The 15674-nt window shown below is 68.0% G+C and carries 15 protein-coding genes and 2 tRNA genes; 11 read left to right on the forward strand and 6 right to left on the reverse strand.

The window, feature by feature from the left end:
* Positions 1 to 30: 30 nt before the first annotated feature.
* Both RIF23_RS20825 and RIF23_RS12365 read right to left on the reverse strand, forming a co-directional pair.
* Entirely contained in the window at positions 31 to 189 is a 159-nt protein-coding gene (locus RIF23_RS20825; protein WP_407659466.1) for a sterol carrier protein domain-containing protein, read from the reverse strand.
* Complete coding sequence (locus tag RIF23_RS12365) at positions 152 to 592, reverse strand: sterol carrier protein domain-containing protein (RefSeq protein ID WP_310912936.1); 441 nt, start codon at positions 590 to 592, stop codon at positions 152 to 154. Before RIF23_RS12365 ends, RIF23_RS20825 begins: the two co-directional genes overlap by 38 nt.
* 395 nt (positions 593 to 987) lie before the next feature.
* Here RIF23_RS12365 and RIF23_RS12370 point away from each other — a divergent pair, with 395 nt between their 5' ends.
* From RIF23_RS12370 to RIF23_RS12380, 3 genes are all read left to right on the forward strand, one after another.
* The gene (locus tag RIF23_RS12370; RefSeq protein ID WP_310912644.1) at positions 988 to 2094 is read left to right on the forward strand and encodes a PP2C family protein-serine/threonine phosphatase; all 1107 of its coding nucleotides are present in this window, start codon (positions 988 to 990) and stop codon (positions 2092 to 2094) included.
* A gap of 233 nt (positions 2095 to 2327) precedes the next feature.
* Positions 2328 to 3680, forward strand: coding sequence for a magnesium transporter (gene mgtE, locus RIF23_RS12375; RefSeq protein ID WP_310912937.1), 1353 nt, complete (start codon positions 2328 to 2330; stop codon positions 3678 to 3680).
* Positions 3680 to 4492 (forward strand): M23 family metallopeptidase, encoded by an 813-nt coding sequence (locus RIF23_RS12380; RefSeq protein WP_310912645.1) that lies wholly within the window; start codon positions 3680 to 3682, stop codon positions 4490 to 4492. Before mgtE ends, RIF23_RS12380 begins: the two co-directional genes overlap by 1 nt.
* Here the strand turns inward: RIF23_RS12380 and RIF23_RS12385 are convergent.
* Complete coding sequence (locus tag RIF23_RS12385; protein WP_310912646.1) at positions 4454 to 5272, reverse strand: winged helix-turn-helix domain-containing protein; 819 nt, start codon at positions 5270 to 5272, stop codon at positions 4454 to 4456. The genes RIF23_RS12380 and RIF23_RS12385 overlap by 39 nt on opposite strands.
* A 323-nt stretch (positions 5273 to 5595) precedes the next feature.
* Here RIF23_RS12385 and pstS point away from each other — a divergent pair, with 323 nt between their 5' ends.
* The 3 genes from pstS to pstA all read left to right on the forward strand — a co-directional run bounded on the left by pstS (position 5596) and on the right by pstA (position 8869).
* The gene (gene pstS, locus RIF23_RS12390; RefSeq protein WP_310912647.1) at positions 5596 to 6666 is read left to right on the forward strand and encodes a phosphate ABC transporter substrate-binding protein PstS; all 1071 of its coding nucleotides are present in this window, start codon (positions 5596 to 5598) and stop codon (positions 6664 to 6666) included.
* 62 nt (positions 6667 to 6728) lie between these two features.
* A complete protein-coding gene (locus RIF23_RS12395; protein ID WP_310912648.1) occupies positions 6729 to 7934 on the forward strand; it encodes a PstC family ABC transporter permease in 1206 nt (401 codons plus the stop codon).
* Complete coding sequence (gene pstA / locus RIF23_RS12400; protein WP_310912649.1) at positions 7931 to 8869, forward strand: phosphate ABC transporter permease PstA; 939 nt, start codon at positions 7931 to 7933, stop codon at positions 8867 to 8869. Before RIF23_RS12395 ends, pstA begins: the two co-directional genes overlap by 4 nt.
* Positions 8870 to 9031: 162 nt before the next feature.
* On the opposite strand, the gene pstB is transcribed toward pstA, so the two are convergent.
* Positions 9032 to 9880, reverse strand: a complete 849-nt coding sequence (gene pstB / locus RIF23_RS12405; RefSeq protein WP_310912650.1) for a phosphate ABC transporter ATP-binding protein PstB — start codon at positions 9878 to 9880, stop codon at positions 9032 to 9034.
* Positions 9881 to 10166: 286 nt separating this feature from the next.
* On the opposite strand from pstB, the gene RIF23_RS12410 reads away from it, so the two are divergent.
* Positions 10167 to 10955 carry a response regulator transcription factor gene (locus RIF23_RS12410; RefSeq protein WP_310912651.1) on the forward strand — a complete coding sequence of 263 codons (789 nt, stop codon included), beginning with the start codon at positions 10167 to 10169 and terminating at the stop codon, positions 10953 to 10955.
* 188 nt (positions 10956 to 11143) lie between these two features.
* On the opposite strand, the gene panD is transcribed toward RIF23_RS12410, so the two are convergent.
* Complete coding sequence (gene panD / locus RIF23_RS12415) at positions 11144 to 11560, reverse strand: aspartate 1-decarboxylase (protein ID WP_310912652.1); 417 nt, start codon at positions 11558 to 11560, stop codon at positions 11144 to 11146.
* Positions 11561 to 12024: 464 nt separating this feature from the next.
* Positions 12025 to 12096: transfer RNA gene (locus RIF23_RS12420), tRNA-Gly, on the reverse strand.
* 112 nt (positions 12097 to 12208) lie between these two features.
* On the opposite strand from RIF23_RS12420, the gene RIF23_RS12425 reads away from it, so the two are divergent.
* The 4 genes from RIF23_RS12425 (at position 12209) to RIF23_RS12440 (ending at position 15652) form a co-directional block, all read left to right on the forward strand.
* Positions 12209 to 12283: transfer RNA gene (locus tag RIF23_RS12425), tRNA-Pro, on the forward strand.
* 205 nt (positions 12284 to 12488) lie between these two features.
* Positions 12489 to 13961, forward strand: coding sequence for a trigger factor (gene tig / locus RIF23_RS12430; protein ID WP_310912653.1), 1473 nt, complete (start codon positions 12489 to 12491; stop codon positions 13959 to 13961).
* A gap of 352 nt (positions 13962 to 14313) precedes the next feature.
* The gene (locus RIF23_RS12435) at positions 14314 to 14949 is read left to right on the forward strand and encodes an ATP-dependent Clp protease proteolytic subunit (protein ID WP_310912654.1); all 636 of its coding nucleotides are present in this window, start codon (positions 14314 to 14316) and stop codon (positions 14947 to 14949) included.
* A gap of 46 nt (positions 14950 to 14995) precedes the next feature.
* Complete coding sequence (locus tag RIF23_RS12440; RefSeq protein WP_407659467.1) at positions 14996 to 15652, forward strand: ATP-dependent Clp protease proteolytic subunit; 657 nt, start codon at positions 14996 to 14998, stop codon at positions 15650 to 15652.
* Positions 15653 to 15674 lie beyond the last annotated feature (22 nt).

Here is a 15674-nt window from a genome sequence, read left to right on the forward strand (position 1 = left end):
CGCCCACCGGCTGTGCTGCCTGTGCTGTGCTCAGAAGTCGGTGCTGCACAGGGGGGAGCGTGGCCACCCCATGGCGGTGTCCAACGCGGCCACCGCTCCGCTGTGGTGTTCGGTGAGTTGTCCGGCGTCCGCGTGCGCACTCAGTCGGGTCTCACCCAGATAGGCACCACCGAGCTGTGCGACATCCAGGGTGGTCCGGAGGTGCGTCGCTGGGGGTGCACCAGGCTGTGGACGTGTCGACGTTCAGGCGCCATCGTCCGGCGTTCCATGGGCATGTGGCGTCGGTGACATCGAGGATCAGATCCGCCGCAGCGCAGTAGCTGCGTTGGCGCAGCGCGGCCGGAAGATCCACCAGCCGAACCCACAGTCCCTCCCCGAGGCGGGGCCGCAGCCGGCGAGGATCGGCCACCAGGTGGAACAGGGGGTCGTCGACGGGGCGGTGTCGCAGCGTCACCGTGGACACCAGATCCTGGCCGCTGATATACCGCCACAGCTCCGCGTGGGCCGCTGGGTCGGCAGCGTAGAGTTCCTCCACCCGTAGTGTGGTCTGTGGCAGGTCGTCGGCGTCCCAGTGCGGACGCAGCCGGTACATCACTGACACTCCAATGAACGGCGTACCACTCCTCGAACTCGTCCGGATCGAGCTGGCGCAGCGTCCAGCTGGGCACGGTTGGCTGTGTTGTGGACATACTGGAACTCTCTGCCAGTTCCGGAAGTCGGGGGCGAGGTTTTTTCCGCCGGGTCTGGCCACGGCGGACCTCGCGGCGATTCGCCCGGGAATCGGGCGGGACGATTCGGGGGTGTGCGCGCCGGATTCGTGCAGAGTAGCGTGCTTGTGGTGCCGGCGCGCGCTACAGTGCAGCAACGGTGGTTCCCGCTTTGACATGAGCCCGTTGTCGTTGTCACCAGCCCGACCGTCACGCCTAGAGAGGGAGGGGCCTTCTCATCCGCGCCATCCGGCCGGACGTTTCTGCCCTAACGCGTTCCATGAGTTCTCCACCAGCCCCCCAGAGGACCCGTCGTGTGCGCTCGCTGATCAGTCGTGCCGCCGCGGCGCTACGCCGCAAGGTGCTGTTTCGCTACCGGTTGGTGCTCATCACCCTGGTGGTGCTCGCGGTGGGGATCGGCCTCGGTGCGGTCTACGTCTCCCAGGCGTGGTTCCCGCCCAGCGCGGTGATCCTCACGGTGCTTGCCGGTGGCCTGCTGCTGCGGCGCAAGAGTCTCGCCTTCCTGCTGGGGGTCGTCGCGGCCGTCCTCCTGTTCATCGCATTGTCCCTGGAAGTGACTCAGGTCGGGCCGGGCCTGCTGGTGACGATCGGCGTTACCGCCGTGTTGGCGTATCTGCTGTCGGGGGTGCGGGAACGGCTGGGCGTTCGGGGGCTGCGTGGGGAACAGATGCTGCTGGAGCTGCGGGATCGGCTCCGCAGCCAGGGGGACCTGCCCGAGCTGCCCCGAGGTTGGGATTCCGCGGCCGTACTCGAACAGGCGGGAGGCTCCTCGTTCGGCGGGGATTTCATCGTCTCGGCGCGCAACGGTCACCAGCTGGAGGTGGCCGTGGTCGACGTCTCCGGCAAGGGGGTGGACGCGGGAACGCGCGCCCTCCTGCTGTCCGGCGCCTTCGGGGGACTGATCGGGGCCGTACCGGCGGGCGAGTTCCTCTCCCACTGCAACGACTACCTGTTGCGGAGCTCCCTGGGTGAGGGGTTCGTCACCGCGGTGCACGTCAGTATCGATCTGGAGACCGGGGACTACGCGCTCGCCTCCGCCGGCCATCCCCCGGCGGTGCACTTCGCCAGCGGCAGCGGCCAGTGGACCGTCACCGAGGCCAAGGGGGTGGTCCTGGGCGTTATGCCACAGATGACCTATACCCCGGTCACCGGCCGGTTGCGCCGTGGGGACGCGATCATGCTCTACACCGACGGGTTGATCGAGATTCCGGGAGAGGACCTGGACACGGGGGTGGAACGCCTGCTGGGGGTCGCCGAACGGATGGTGACCCGGGGAGTGCGGGAAGGGACCCGGGAGGTTGTGAACACCCTGAGTCGGGACAAGAACGATGACTGCGGGCTCGTGGTGATCTGGCGCCGGAACTGACGGCACACCACTCCACGGGGCGAGGCGGCGCCCCACCACCCCTCCGGCCGATTCCGGGGCCCGAAGTCCGGCGGCGCTGCGCGTCCTGGACGCTCCACCAGCCCGATATGGTCGGAACCGCTGCTGGTTGGCGGATTTTCGTCGTGTCATCAGATCAGCGGATCACACGGCCGGAACGGTTCGACGCGGTCCACGACTCGACAGCGGAGCGGGCAGGCTTGGAGGTGCGCACACTGTCGGAGAGCGAACAGGTCGAGCAGCCGGCTTTGGGCGAGCTGGTCGAGCAGAACGACCTCACTGGAATCCGCCTGTGGCTGGCGGAGCACCATCCCCACGAGATCGCCGACGAACTGGCCCGAATGGACTCCAGCCAGGCGATCGTCCCGTTCCGGTTGCTGGACAAGGACCGGGAACTGGAGGTGTTCGAGGAGCTGGACCCGCCACACCAGCAGGAGATCCTGCTGGGGCTGCGGGATTCGGCGTTCCACGAGCTGATCGCCGAGATGGACCCCGACGACCGGGCACGGCTGCTGGGTGAGGTCCCGGCCAAGGTTGCCACGCGTGCCCTGGCGGGCCTGAGCCCCCAGGCGCGGAAGATGACCGCGGCGCTGCTCGGATACCCCGAGGGGTCCGTGGGTCGCTACATGACCCCGGAAACCGTCGTCCTGCACCGCGACCTGTCCGTGGGGCGGGCTCTGGAGGTCGTTCGGGCTCAGGGGCATGATTCGGAGACCATCTACACCCTGCCCGTGGTCGACGACGGACGCCGGCTCGCTGGGACGGTACAGCTCAGTGACCTGGTGCTGCTCGACCCCGAGACATCGATCAAGGACACCGTGGATGTGCTGGTGCCACGGGTGTCCGCGGTCTCCGACGCCGAGGAGGCCGCACGGCTCATGCAGGACGCGAACCTGCTCGCCCTGCCGGTCGTGGACAGCGAAGAGCGGTTTGTCGGCCTACTCACCATCGACGATGCGGTGGAACTCATCGAGGCGGCCGACACCGAGGACATCGCCCGCCAGTCGGGTGCCAGCCCCCTCGCCGGCCACTACGTTGCGGCCAGTGTGTGGGCCATGGCCCGCGCCCGATCGGTGTGGCTCCTGCTGCTGATCGTGGCGGCGACGCTCACCATCAATGTGCTCCAGGTGTTCGAGGCGACCCTGGAGCAGGTCACCGCCCTGGCCCTGTTCATTCCGATGCTGACCGGCACCGGGGGAAACGTCGGCAGTCAGTCGGCAACCGCGGTGGTGCGGGCCCTGGCCGTGGGTGAGGTCCGGGTCCGGGACCTGCCCAAGGTCACCTGGCGCGAGTCCCGCGTGGGACTGCTCCTGGGCTGTGTGCTGGCCGTGATCGCGCTGACGGTGGGAACCCTGCTGGTGCAGGATCTGGAGATCGCTGCGGCCGTGGCCCTCTCCGTGATCGCGATCTGCACCTGGGCCGCGGTCATCGGGGGAGCCATGCCCCTGCTCGCCCGACGGGTGAATGTGGATCCGGCCGTGGTCTCCGCGCCGCTGGTCGCCACGCTCGTCGATGCGACCGGTCTGTTGATCTACTTCACCATCGCCCGTGCGATCCTCGGTATCTGATGATGAACCGGAACCGCGTGGCGGTGTTCCTGGCTCGCATACGGATTCCCCTCGTGCTGGTCGGGGCGGTGCTGATCCTTCCCGGGGAGTGGCTGGGGGTGCCGTTCTGGCTGGGGGTCTCCGTGTTCGTGATGGCCCTGGCGGTATACCTGCGTCTGGGACGGGTGCGGAGGGCCGAACGCACGGTTGTGCCGCCGGTGTCCGGCCGCTGGATGGCGCTCAACACGCCCGCGGACGGGGTGCCCAGCCACGGGTTGCACACCTACGGCCAGACCTATGCGATCGACCTCGTGGCCGAGCCGGCGGACGCCAGCCGGCCCGACGTCGGCTGGCGTCCGCTGAGCCGGCCCCCGCAGGACTTTCCGGCGTTCGGGGAGCCCGTGCTGGCTCCGGGGCCCGGACGGGTGCTGCGTGTTCGGGACACCCAGCGCGACCACCGGAGCCGCACCTCCTGGCCGCTCGTGTTCGGCATGATCGTGGAGGGAGCGGTCCGGGAACTGGGTGGCCCCGGGCGCATCCTCGGCAACCACGTGGTGCTGGCACTGGACTCCGGAGACTACGCCGTGCTGGCGCATCTGAAACAGGGGTCGACGCTGGTCGCGGTGGGGGACACGGTGGTGGCCGGTCAGCCCCTCGCCGCCTGCGGCAACTCGGGGAACAGCAGCGAGCCCCACGTACACTTCCAGCTCATGGACCATCCGCGGGTCTGGCTGGCGGCGGGGCTACCGTTCCGGTGGGAGCGGTACGTGGACGCGGCGAGCGGGCGGGAGTACTCAGGTGTGCCCACATCCTGGCGTCCCGTGTGGCTGTGACCCCTCCGGGCTCCCCTGCGCGGCAGTGAGAACATAGCCACTGCCGCGCACCGTACGGATGGTCAGGGGGGCGGTGCCAACCGCCAGCTTGGCCCGCAGCCGGCGCACGTACAGCCCGATGGTGTCGGACGATCCGCAGGTGCGGCGTCCCCACACCGCCGACCACACCTCCCGGCGGGGGACCACGCGCCCGCAGTTCAACACCAGGTGGTAGAGCAGCTCGAACTCCCGGTGGGTGAGGTCGACCCGGTATCCGTCGATCCAGGCTCGGATCCCGCCCGGATCCAGTTCCAGCGGGCCGTGTCGCAGGACGCCGCGGGTGCCGTCCGGCAGGGCGGGGGGCGTGGTGGGGCCTGCTTCCTCGTCGCGGGCCCGCACCGTGGAGTGGGCGATCCGGGCCAGGTCCCCAGCCGCGAACGGACAGGCCAGTGTGGCGCTCGCCCCGGCGGCGAGCGCCGCCATCCCCGTGTCCCCACCTCCGGACCCGTCCCGGTGCGCGCGGTGTCTGTGCTGGTGGGAGCGCTGGGAGTGCACCCCCACCACGACCGCGACACCCACCTCCGCACGCACCAGGGAGACCACTCTCCGCAGGGGTGGATCGGCGACCGCGCAGCCGAGGACGACCACATCCGGACGCAACGGGCCGATCCACGCCATCCCCTCGGCCACATCCGGGCTCGCCCACGCTGTCACCTGGTGTGTGGCCAGTGCCTCCACCAGCGGCTGTCCGTCCTCCGCGACCTGGTGCGCGGCGATCAGCAGTAGCCGGGGCGTGGTCATGGCGATCTCCGTGCCGGTCCGGGCGGGCCCGGGGCCCGCAGTGTTCACCCAGAGTCCCTCCGCTGTGCGGTGTGTGCGTCACATCCAAAGCCAGCGAGCTGAACCGGTGGTGAACGGGGGCTGGACACCACTCGACCGGTGAACTGTCCCTGGGGTGGGGCGCGGTGAGCCGCACCGGGATCCGTGCTGCCTGCGTCGTGGTTCATCTCCTGTTCGTGTCCCGGTCAGTGCCCGGCTGCCGGAGATCCGTCGTGACGTCGGATGTGACCCGTAGCTTCCTGTCCTGGTTGATCCCGATATCTCATGAGCGAGGAGTCGAACCGATGCGCAACTGGCGTTCCACGACCGCGGTACTGGCGGTCATCCCCCTGCTCGCCACGGCGTGTGACGCGGAGGCCCAGGGCGAGGGGGGTGACCTCTCCGCGGACCTAACCGGCGCGGGGGCGACGTTCCCGAATCCGCTGTTCCAGGACTGGCAGTACGAGTACGCCTTCGAGCAGCCGGGGGTGCACATCAACTACCAGAGCATCGGCTCTGGGGGAGGTATCGAGCAGTTCCTCCAGGACACGGTGGACTTCGGCTCCTCCGAGCGCTACCTGGATGACGACGAGCTGGATGCTGCCCGCGATCAGCGCGGCTGCGACCCCATCCAGTTCCCGGTGATCTTCGGTTCCGTGGTGCCGGCGGTCGACAATCCGGACCTGGAGGGGCTCGTCCTCGACGCCGCCACCCTCGCCGCGATCTTCGACCGGGAGATCACCAGCTACGACGACGAGGCGATCGCCGAACTCAACCCGGACATGGATCTGCCGGACCAGGAGATCGTGCCCGTGCACCGTTCCGACGGCTCCGGCACGACCTACGTGTTCACGAACTACCTCTCCCACGAGGTGGAGGAATGGGACGAGGAGTACGGGGCACACACCGAGATCGACTGGGCCGAGGGCACGGTCGGCGGCCAGGGTAACGAGGGCGTCGCCGGTGGCGTGTTGCAGAACGAGGGCGGGTTCGGGTACCTCAACCAGTCCTACATCCAGGAGGAGGATGACCTCTACCCCGTCTCGGTGATCAACGCCGACGGTAACGCCATCGAGCCCACGCTGGAGGCGACGACCGCCGCGTCGGACGAAGCGGAGATCCCCGAGGACTACCGATTCGACATCAACGACGTCGGTGGGGAGGGCTTCCCGATCGCCGGGACCAACTGGATCTTCGCCTATGAGTGCGGCTACGACGACGACACGGCCGAAGCCCTGCGCGACTACTGGACCTGGGCCACCCAGACCGAGGAGGCGGACGAGCTGGCGGTCGAACTCGGCTACGCCCCGATGGGGCCCGAACTCAAGGAGCGTGTGGCCGGGGAGATCGAGCGCATCAACGTCGAGGACGAGTAGTTCCCCGCACGGGCGTCGGGGCGCTCCACCCGCCCCGACGCCCGTCGAGCGGACGGAGTGTCATGTCACCTGAGGTTCAATCGAACACGCCCCCACCCGCCGGGCTGCGGGCCACCGGACGTGGACGGTTCGCTGACCCCATCTTCCGCTGGTCAGTGACCGTCGCGGCGTGCACCGTATTCGTCGTCCTCGCCCTGATGGTGCTGCGCACCACCCAAGACGCCTGGCCCATCTTCCGCAGTGAGGGCTTCTTCGGGTTCCTGCTGGGGGACCAGTGGTCCTCCGGGACCTCCCGGGTCGAGGTCACCGGCGAGTACGGCGCCTTGCCGTTCATCTACGGAACACTGGTCACCTCCGCGATCGCGATCGCGCTGGCGTTGCCGCTGGCCATCCTGACCGCCCTGTACATCACCCAACTCGCGCCCCAGCGCCTACGCAACACGCTGTCCTACACGGTGGAGATGCTCGCCGCGATACCCAGCGTCGTCTTCGGGCTGTGGGGCTTGTGGTTCTTCCTGCCCGTGTTCCTGCGGCCGCTCCAGGAATTCCTGTCCAGCCACAACCATGTGGCCTCGTTCCTGGTGCTCCTCCTGGTCACCGCCCCGTTCGTGGCCTACCTGACCCGGGCACTCGCCCGGCGGGTCTGGTCCTGGAGCACCCACCTGCGGGGACGCACGCCGGCCGATGGTCCGGGTGGCGTTCCCCTGCGCGCACTGACCCTGGTGGTACTGGCGGTCTACACCGGACTGCTCTGGCTTCGCGTCTCGGACGGAATGACGCTGTTCCACGGCCAGGTGTACGGCTTCAGCTACCTTTCCGCCGGAGTCGTACTCGCGGTGATGATCCTGCCGATCATGACCGCGATCATCCGCGAGGTCATCGCCGTGCACGCCGTGGATCACCAGCACGCCGCCTACGCCATGGGAGCCACCCGCCACGAGGTGATTACCCGGTTGATCCTGCCGGCCAGTTTCTCCGGCATCGTCGGGGCCACCATGCTCGGACTCGGGCGCGCTCTTGGCGAGACCATCGCGGTGTTGATGCTCGTCGGTGGATCGCAACGCGCCGGGGACAGCCTGCTGTTTCCCGGCGACACCATGGCCGCACACATCGCCGCCACCTTCCAGGACGCCACTCAGGAGGCGATCTGGGGCCTCATGGCCATCGGGGTGGCCCTGTTCATCGTCACCATGATCGTCAACATCGCCGCTCGCCTGCTGGTCTGGCGCGTGGGTCGGCTGGCGGGAAAGGGAGCTGCTGCGGCATGAGTACCACCACACGCTTGGCAACCACGACTGGGACCCCGGCTGGCACCGCGCCGAGCGGGCACCGCAGCCTGTTGGTCAAGGGACGCAACGCCCGGTCCCGGCAGGTCACGAACCGGATCGTCGACGTGGTGTTGACCGGGGCGATGCTCGTGGCGCTCACCCCCCTGGTGCTCATCCTCGTCGAGGTTGCCCGCAGGGGCGCCGGGGTCATCGACTGGGGATTCTTCACCCAGCCCGAACCCCCGCCGCGGCGGGAAGGGGGCGGCTATGTCGCGGGCTTCTTCGGAACCGCCTACATCATGCTGTTGGCCATCGTCATGGCGATCCCGCTGGGAATCGCGACCGCGGTCTATCTCGTCGAGTATGGTCGCGGGCGACTCGCCACCCTGATCCGCTTTTTCACCGACGTGATGACCGGTATTCCCTCAATCTTCGTCGGTCTGTTCGTCTACGGCCTGCTCGTGGTCGGTTGGGGACAGCTCCAGTTCGGCACCTTCGTCGCCTCGGTTGCCATCGCCATCATGATGCTGCCGATCGTCACCCGTTCCGGGGAAGAAATGCTGCGGCTGGTCCCGGACGAGCTGAGACAGGCCAGTTTCGCCCTGGGGGCCCGCAAATGGCAGACCGTGCTCAAGACGGTCCTCCCGGCCGCAGGTCCAGGACTCACCACCGGGTCCATGCTGGCGATCGCCCGCGGTGCGGGGGAAACCGCACCGCTGCTGCTGACAGCCCTGGGCACCCATGTCATGGTTACCGCGTTCCAGGGAACCCCACAGGGCGCGCTTCCGCTTCAGCTGTACCACGGGGCGCGCCAGCCCTTCGAGGCCGGGATCGAACGGGCCTGGGGTGCCGCCCTGTGCCTGTTCGCCCTGGTGCTGCTCCTGACGATCCTGGCACGGTGGATCGGCTCCCGCGCACGGGTCACCGCGCACTGATCCCGGCTTCGTCCGCGCCGCCACAGAGCGGCAGCGGGCGGGACGGTCGAACCTCGAACACACGTCGGGGGTGTCCACCCGGTGGACACCCCCGAAGTGTGCGTGCGCGGGGCGGAACCGCCGTGGGAGCGCCGGGCTCCGCACGGCAGCTCCCGGAATGCCTCAGCCGAACCGCCCGGTGATGTAGTCCTCGGTGCGTTTATCCGAAGCATTGGTGAAGATGTGGTTGGTGGAGGCGAACTCGACCAGTTCCCCCGTGCGTTCGCCCACCTCGTCGTCGATGTTCACCGTCAGGAAGGCGGTCATGTCCGAGACTCGGGCCGCCTGCTGCATGTTGTGGGTCACCACCACGATGGTGTAGTCGTCCTTGAGTCCGGCCATCAGCTCCTCGATCTTGAGGGTCGCGATCGGGTCCAGGGCCGAGCACGGCTCGTCCATGAGGATCACGTCAGGCTGAACCGCCAGGGTTCGGGCGATACACAGGCGCTGTTGCTGGCCGCCGGACAGGGCGAGACCACTCATCTTGAGTTTGCCCCGCACCTCGTCCCACAGGGCCGCGCGGGTCAGCGCTTCCTCCACCAGATCGTCCAGATTTCCACGGAATCCGTTTAGGCGCGGACCGAACGCGACGTTGTCGTAGATCGACTTGGGGAAGGGATTTGGCTTCTGGAACACCATGCCGATGCGGCGACGCACCTCCACCGGATCGATGTCCGCACCGTAGATGTCCTCCCCGTTGTAGTGCAGGGTTCCCCCGACCACGGTGCCCGGGACGAGGTCGTTCATCCGGTTCAGGCACCGCAACAGCGTGGACTTTCCACAGCCGCTGGGGCCGATCAATGCGGTGATCCGGTGCCGGGGGATGTTCAACGAGATGTCGCGTACAGCGGTGAAGCTGCCGTACGAGCACGACACGTCCGCGAGCTCGAAGACGTCGTCGCCGCGCGGGATCGGTGACTCCGGCTGCGCCGCCTCGGGCCGCGTGTCCGGTGCTACTACCTGTTGCTGCATCGCTCCTCCGCCGAGGCTGACCGTTCGGACTTCCGCCATGGTCCGGCACGGACATGACCAGCCGGTGAACATCCGTTGCCCGATAAGCGACCATGCGCTGGCGGGGCGTTGTGTCCCCGGTGTTGGCCACCCGTGCCCACCCGTGCCCGCCCGTGGCCGCCTCAGCGGTGGCCCACGCCGGAACTGTTCCCGGAGTGTGCACTGGGGTGCCATCACCCGTTCATTCCGGTGGCGTTGGATTGCGACCGCCGCCGCACGGCGGGCCATCGACGGCACGGGAGGATGTATGGCTGTCACGGCGGATCTCGTCGACGCCCCGACGGCCCGCGGGGACGTGCACTCGGAGGTGACCGTTCCGCCTCCCCGGCAGCGCCGCGAACCCCGCCTGTTGTGCCTGGAATCGAGTCCGGAACAGGGGCGGCGGCTGGCCGGTGCACTGTCGGTCCGGGGGGTCAGCGTGCGCCTGTGCACCGAACCGCTGGAAGGGCTGCTCCGTGCGGGACTGTGGCGCCCGGATCTCGCCGTGGTGAGTGCGGACCTGGCCGCGGTTCCCGGTGTCCGGCTCGTGCAGCTGCTCCACACAACCTTGGGCATACCGGTCGTGGTGGGGGTCAGCGACCCCTCGGATTCCCGCGGTGTCAACGCCCTGGCTGCCGGTGCCGTGGCCTGCCTGCCCCGCCCCTACGACCTCGGGGTCGTGCTGCGTCTCGCCGGCGTCCGCGGTGGCGCGGACGGGCGCTGGGAACCGGCTCCCGAGCCCCTCCGGTGCGGTCACCTGGTCGTGGATGAGGACCTACATCAGGTACGGACGGATGGCCGAAGCCTCGTCCTTCCCACGCGCGAGTTCCGGCTGCTCAGCCACCTGGTCCGCCACGCACCTCGGGCGGTGACCCGCAGCGAACTGCGGCGCGAGATCTGGAGCGACAACCGCACCGTGGACACCAACACCATCACGGTGCACGTGCGGCGGCTCCGGCGCCGGCTGCGTGAGCTCGGCGAGGGCGCCACCGGGTGCGCGCTGGTGACCGTTCGCGGAGTGGGCTACCGGATGGAGGTCGTATCGAGGTGGGGCTGAGGGGCTGGACGGTCGGGGCCACCCCCCGGTCCATCGGGGCAGGAACGGGCCGGTGGGGGTGGGAGGTGCCGGGGCGGGGCCACAGCCCGCAGGATCCTGTGTGACGTGGCCGTCGCGGCTGGCATTCCCGCCTCCGGGCCTGCCCACTGCGGGCCCGGCTGCACCGCTGGTCCGCAAGCCGGACGAGTTCAGTTGATGGCGGCACCGGAGCGACGCTGGTCCGATCCGGGAACCGGTTCGGCCATGTCCGAGCCCAGCGCCACGATCCGGTTGTCGGAGTCCACATGCACCACCCGGGGCTGGTGATCCCGACGTTCCCGCTCGTCCAACTGGGCGTAGGACATGATGATGACCAGATCGCCGGGGCTGACCAAATGTGCGGCGGCCCCGTTGATACCGATCACCCCGCTGCCCGCGTCCCCGGTGATCACATAGGTGACCAGACGGTTTCCGTTGTCGATGTCGACCACGTGAACCTGTTCACCGTCCACGAGGTCCGCGGCGGCCATGAGATCGGCGTCGACTGTGAGGGATCCGACATAGTGCAGGTCGGCCTGGGTGACGGTCGCACGGTGGATCTTGCCATTGACCAGTGTGCGCAGCACGATTGCTCACTCCTTAGCGGTCGGCCCTGGTCCGGGGCGTGCTGCTCCCGGCCGGTCCGACAGGACACGTTACCCGCTCGCGGCGTCCACGTCGCGGGTCGGTGGGATGGAGCAGTAGACCTAGAACTCCTCACCCTGGCCGGATCCCACGTGGGCTCCACCGGACCGAAGAAAACCGGGAGCCGACCGTCCCCGGGTGGCGTGCCGGACATCGCGGGGATCTCGGTGTCGTTGGGACTCCCGCCGCCGGGACCGCTCCGACCGGGAGTTGAGGCGTCGAACCAACGGCTGGGCTCACCGGGATTCTGGCCGAACGCGCTTGCTGCTTGTCGGGGAGAGCCCCAGGAACCTGAAGACGCCCAACAGGCGGGGCTGGACCGGGTCCGGAAGATTCCGACACGTCGGCTCTCCCAGGTAGGAGGTGCGGCCGGCGCGGGAACTGCGGACCGGCCGCACCTCTCCAGAGCGGGTGACGGGAATCGAACCCGCATAACCAGCTTGGAAGGCTGGGGCTCTGACCATTGAGCTACACCCGCATGTGGCTTCGATGCCTACGGATCTCCCGTAGAATCGTTGGCCGACGGAGACAACAATACCGTCTTCGACGGAGTGCTTGTGCACCAGTAGGGTGCCAGGTGCAGCACGATGCGGGGAGTAGCGCAGCTTGGTTAGCGCGCATGCTTTGGGAGCATGAGGCCGCGGGTTCGAATCCCGCCTCCCCGACGAGTGGGCGTGTGGCCGAACGGCGCACGCCAGTGGGCGCAATCGCGCCGAGGCGTTCGTTGTCTGGCCTAGACTTGGCGTGACGTGCGGCCGTGAGCTGGCGGAAGCCACCCTCTGCCGGTGGTCGCTGGCCGGAGCCGGACCGCCGCACATTCCGCGTCCCGCGCCGGATCGCACCGGAAAGAGACCATAGGAGTACCGCCCCGTGAAGACCGATGTCGAGGAGCTCAGCCCGACCCGGGTCAAGCTGACCATCGAGGTTCCGTTCGAGGAGCTCGACCATGCCTTCGACGAGACCTACAAGTCGCTGAACAAGCAGGTCCGGATCAAGGGCTTCCGGCCGGGTAAGGCCCCGGCGCGGCTCATTGACCGGTATGTCGGGCGTGGCGCCGTGGTCAGTGAGGCGGTGAACCACGCGGTTCCCGAGCTCTACAACCAGGCCGTGCAGGACAAGGAAGTCTTCGCACTCGGGCAGCCCGAGGTGGAGATCACCGAACTCGAGGACGGCGAGCGGCTGTCCTTCACCGCCGAGGTCGATGTCCGCCCGCAGATCGAGATCCCGGACTACAACGGGCTCGAGGTCACCGTGGACAGCACGGAGGTCACCGACGAGCAGGTTGAGGAGCAGCTGGGGACGCTCCGGGAGCGGTTCTCCAGTCTCACCGACGCCAAGCGTCCGGCACAGCAGGGCGACCACGTCTCTATCGACCTCTCCGCTGCCATCGACGGAGAACGACTCGAGGACGTGCAGGCCAGCGGGATCTCCTACGAGATCGGCACCAACACTCTGCTGGAGGGGCTGGACGACGCCCTGACCGGCCTTTCCGCCGGGGAGTCCACCACGTTCGCCACCACCCTGGTGGGTGGTGAGTACGAGGGGCGCGAGGCCGACGTCACCGTCACGGTGCACAGTGTGAAGGTCAAGGAGCTCCCCGAGCTTGACGACGAGTTCGCCCAGATGGCGAGCGAGTTCGACACGATGGAGGAGTTGCGGGCCGACACCCGGAAGCGGCTCGCCGAGAGCCGCCAGCACCAGCAGCACGCCCAGGCGCGGGACCGGGCCATGGAGAAGCTGGTGGACGCCGTTGAGGTGCCGCTGCCCGACAGCGTGGTCAACGAGGAGATCGACCGGCGGCGCCAGAGCCTGGAGCAGCAGCTGGAGCGCGGCGGGCTCACCAAGGAGTCCTACCTGGAGTCCCAGGAGCAGACCGAGGAGGAGTTCGAGGAGGAGCTCACCTCGAGCGCTCGCTCCGCTGTGAAGGCCGGCTTCGTCCTGGACCAGCTCGCTTTGGAGGAGGAGCTCTCCGCCGACAACAACGAGCTGTCCCAGTACGTGATCCAGCAGGCTCAGCGGATGGGCGTTCCCCCGGATCAGCTGATCAAGCACCTGCGTGACTCGAATCAGCTACGGATCGCCTACACCGAGGTGGTCCGTTCCAAGGCGATCGATCTGGTGGTCAGCAAGGCCAAGGTGGTCGACGAGTCCGGTGAGCCCGTGCCCGGTATCGGGGTGAACGCGAGCACGGCCGAGGATGGCGGGGACGGCACGGAGCCCGCCGGTGACGCGGCCGACGCCACCACCGCAGCCACGGACGAGTCGAACGAGGGCGACGGGGAGGCAGCCCCGGATGACTCCGGGCAGTCCACCGATGACGCGGAGAGCCAGAGCCGGGTCTAGATCACGGCCCTACCTGGGGTATCAGCGCAGGGGCGTCCACCGCCCCGGGGAGCGGTTGGTTCCCAAGTCTGGACATGGAGAAGCGCGCCGGAGCCGAACAAGCTCCGGCGCGCTTTGTGTGTGACGGCCTGGGCATACACCCGGGGTGGTCTGACGGGGAACGGGACACGAGGCACGGGAACACTGCCGGAGGCCACGCACGGGCTGTTGTGCCCGTGCGGACGGGCTGGCCGACGCTCGGAGCCTACCTGCGCTCAAAGCGAACATGCCCGGGTTTCGTGCTGGCCGGGCCGCGGTGGCCGTTAGTGTCGCAAGCGTCGCAACCGTTTCGATCCCGGAGCAGGTGACGAGAGTGCCGCCGACCAATACCGAGTCCATGCGAGTCGACGCCAGTATGGCCGAGTCGCCGATCCCCACGATCCTGGAGCAGACCTCGCAGCGACTGCTGCGGCAGCGGATCGTCTTCCTCGGCCAACAGGTCGACGATGAGATCGCCAACCGCATCGTGGGAGAGCTGCTGTTGCTGTCCGCCGAAGACCGCAACAAGGACATCACCCTCTACATCAATTCCCCGGGCGGTTCCGTGCACGCGGGACTGGCCATCTACGACATCATGCAGTACATCCCGAATAATGTGGTCACCGTTGGCATGGGGATGGCCGCGTCCATGGGGCAGCTGCTGCTGTGCGCGGGAGCGCCGGGACGCCGCTACGCGCTGCCGCACACCCGCGTCCTCATGCACCAGCCGTCCGGGGGTATCGGAGGCACCGCCTCCGACATCCAGATCCGGGCCGAGGACCTGAAGTACATCAAGCGTGCGACCTTCGAGATCACCGCCCACCACACCGGGCAGAACGTCGAGCAGATCGACCGGGACGCCGACCGTGACCGCTGGTTCACTGCGTCCGAGGCCAAGAACTACGGGTTCATCGACCACGTGGTCGGAGAGTCGAGCGAGGTCCCCACCCCCGGGGCCGCCGGGTCGTGACGGCCCGCCGGACGAGTCAACGCGAGTATCGGAAGGCCCGAAAATGATGGAATACACCAGTTTCAGCTCGCCCGGCGGGATGGCCCCGCAGGCACCGCAGAGCCGCTACATCATCCCCTCCTTCGTCGAGCGCACCGCCTACGGCGTCAAGGAGATGAATCCGTACAACAAGCTCTTCGAGGATCGCATCATCTTCGTGGGCGTACAGATCGACGATGTCTCGGCGAACGACATCATGGCCCAGTTGCTGACCCTGGATCACCAGGACGCGGACCGGGACATCCAGATGTACATCAACTCGCCGGGAGGCTCGTTCACCGCCCTGATGGCGATCTATGACACGATGCAGTACGTCCGCGCCGAGGTGCAGACGGTGTGCATCGGCCAGGCCGCCTCGGCGGCCGCGGTTATCCTCGCCGCCGGGACCCCCGGCAAGCGGATGGCCCTGCCGAACTCCCGGGTGCTGATTCACCAGCCGGCGACCGAGGGCACCTACGGTCAGGCCTCGGACTTGGAGATCCAGGCGAACGAGATCCAGCGGATCCGGACGCTGATGGAGACCACGCTGGCCAAGCACACGAACCGGAGCGCTGAACAGATCAACGCCGACATCGAGCGCGACAAGATTCTCACGGCCGAAGAGGCCAAGGAGTACGGGCTCGTCGACGACATCCTGCCGTACCGGAAGTCCTCGGTAACCTGAACGAATTTCGGTTTCGGCGTGT

This window comes from Lipingzhangella rawalii (assembly GCF_031628175.1).
Taxonomy (GTDB): domain Bacteria; phylum Actinomycetota; class Actinomycetes; order Streptosporangiales; family Streptosporangiaceae; genus Lipingzhangella_A; species Lipingzhangella_A rawalii.